The 1,332-nt window shown below is 69.4% G+C and carries 1 protein-coding gene; it reads left to right on the forward strand.

The window, feature by feature from the left end; genetic code table 11:
• A partial coding sequence (locus tag ACWD3H_RS47675) for an IS701 family transposase (RefSeq protein ID WP_451959805.1) occupies positions 1-1,209 on the forward strand: 1,209 nt, incomplete at its 5' end.
• Between the last annotated feature and the right edge of the window lie 123 nt (positions 1,210-1,332).

Consider the following 1,332-nt stretch of genomic DNA (forward strand, 5'->3'; position numbering starts at 1 on the left):
CGGGCGCGACTGGAGACGTTCGCCGCTGAGGTGTTCTCCGGTTTTGCCCGTGCTGATCAGCGGCGATGGGGCGAGCGGTATGTGCGTGGCCTGCTGACCGACGGGGCCCGTAAATCGATGGAACCGATGGCGGCCCGGCTGGACGTGGATCGCCAGGGGCTGCAGCAGTTCCTCACCGATGCCCCGTGGTCGCATCAACTGGTGCTGGCCGAGCTGGCCTGGCGGATGGACGCGGCGATCCACCCGGCCGCCTGGGTGATCGACGATGTGTCCTTTCCCAAAGACGGCGAGGAGTCGCCGGGCGTGGCCGCGCAGTACTGCGGGGCGTTGGGCAAGAGGGCCAACTGCCAGGTCGCCCCGAGCGTGCACCTGGTCACCGACGCGGCGTCGTGTCCGGTGAACTGGCGGCTGTTCGTGCCCGAGGGCTGGGATCCGGCCTCGCCGCGGGTGGCGGACGCCGATGCGGTGGCGGCGCGTCGGCACCGGGCCCGGATTCCTGATGACATCACTCATGTGCCCAAGTGGCGGCTGGCCGTGGACATGCTGGACGAGCTGGCGTGTTGGGGGCTGGATGCGCCGCTGGTGGTCGCCGATGAAGGGTACGGCCAAGACGGGGCCTTTCGGCTGGCCCTGACCGAGCGGGACATCGCCTACGTGGTGGGGGTGCGCTCCGATACCGCGCTTTTGGCGGCCGAGTCCTGCCGCACCAGGACACCGTATCGGGGCACCGGGCGCCGGGCGGCGCCCCGATATCGGCAGCGGCGGATCAGCGCCCGACAGATGGTGCTGGCTGCCGGGCGGCGTGCGCTGCACACGGTGACCTGGCGAGTCGGGTCCAAAGGGCCGCTACGTTCCCGCTTCCACGCACTGAGGGTCCGGCCGGCGGGGATACAGATCCGCCGTGCCTACGTCGGTGAGGACCTGCCGGTGTGCTGGCTGCTGGCCGAGTGGCCGGTCGGCGAGCCGGAACCGACCAAGTACTGGCTGTCCACTCTCGCGGCGGACGTGCCGCTACGGCATCTGGTGCGTATGGCCAAGATCCGCTGGCGGGTCGAGCACGACTACCGTGAGCTGAAGACCGGTCTGGGCCTGGACCATTTCGAGGGCCGCACCTGGAGCGGCTGGCACCACCACGTCACCTTGGTCTCGGTCGCCCACGCGTTCTGCACCCTGGAACGGCTCAACCCAAAAGCGCCGGCTGTGGCTTGAGTACCTACCGGGTCATCGCCGAGCTCCAGTTGCTGCTGGCCTGCTGGGCCGGGATCTGCCCCACCTGCCGCCGCACATTACCCAGACACGCCCAGCCCATCCCCACCTAACCAAGCCCTACTA

Source organism: Streptosporangium sp. NPDC002607 (assembly GCF_053592655.1).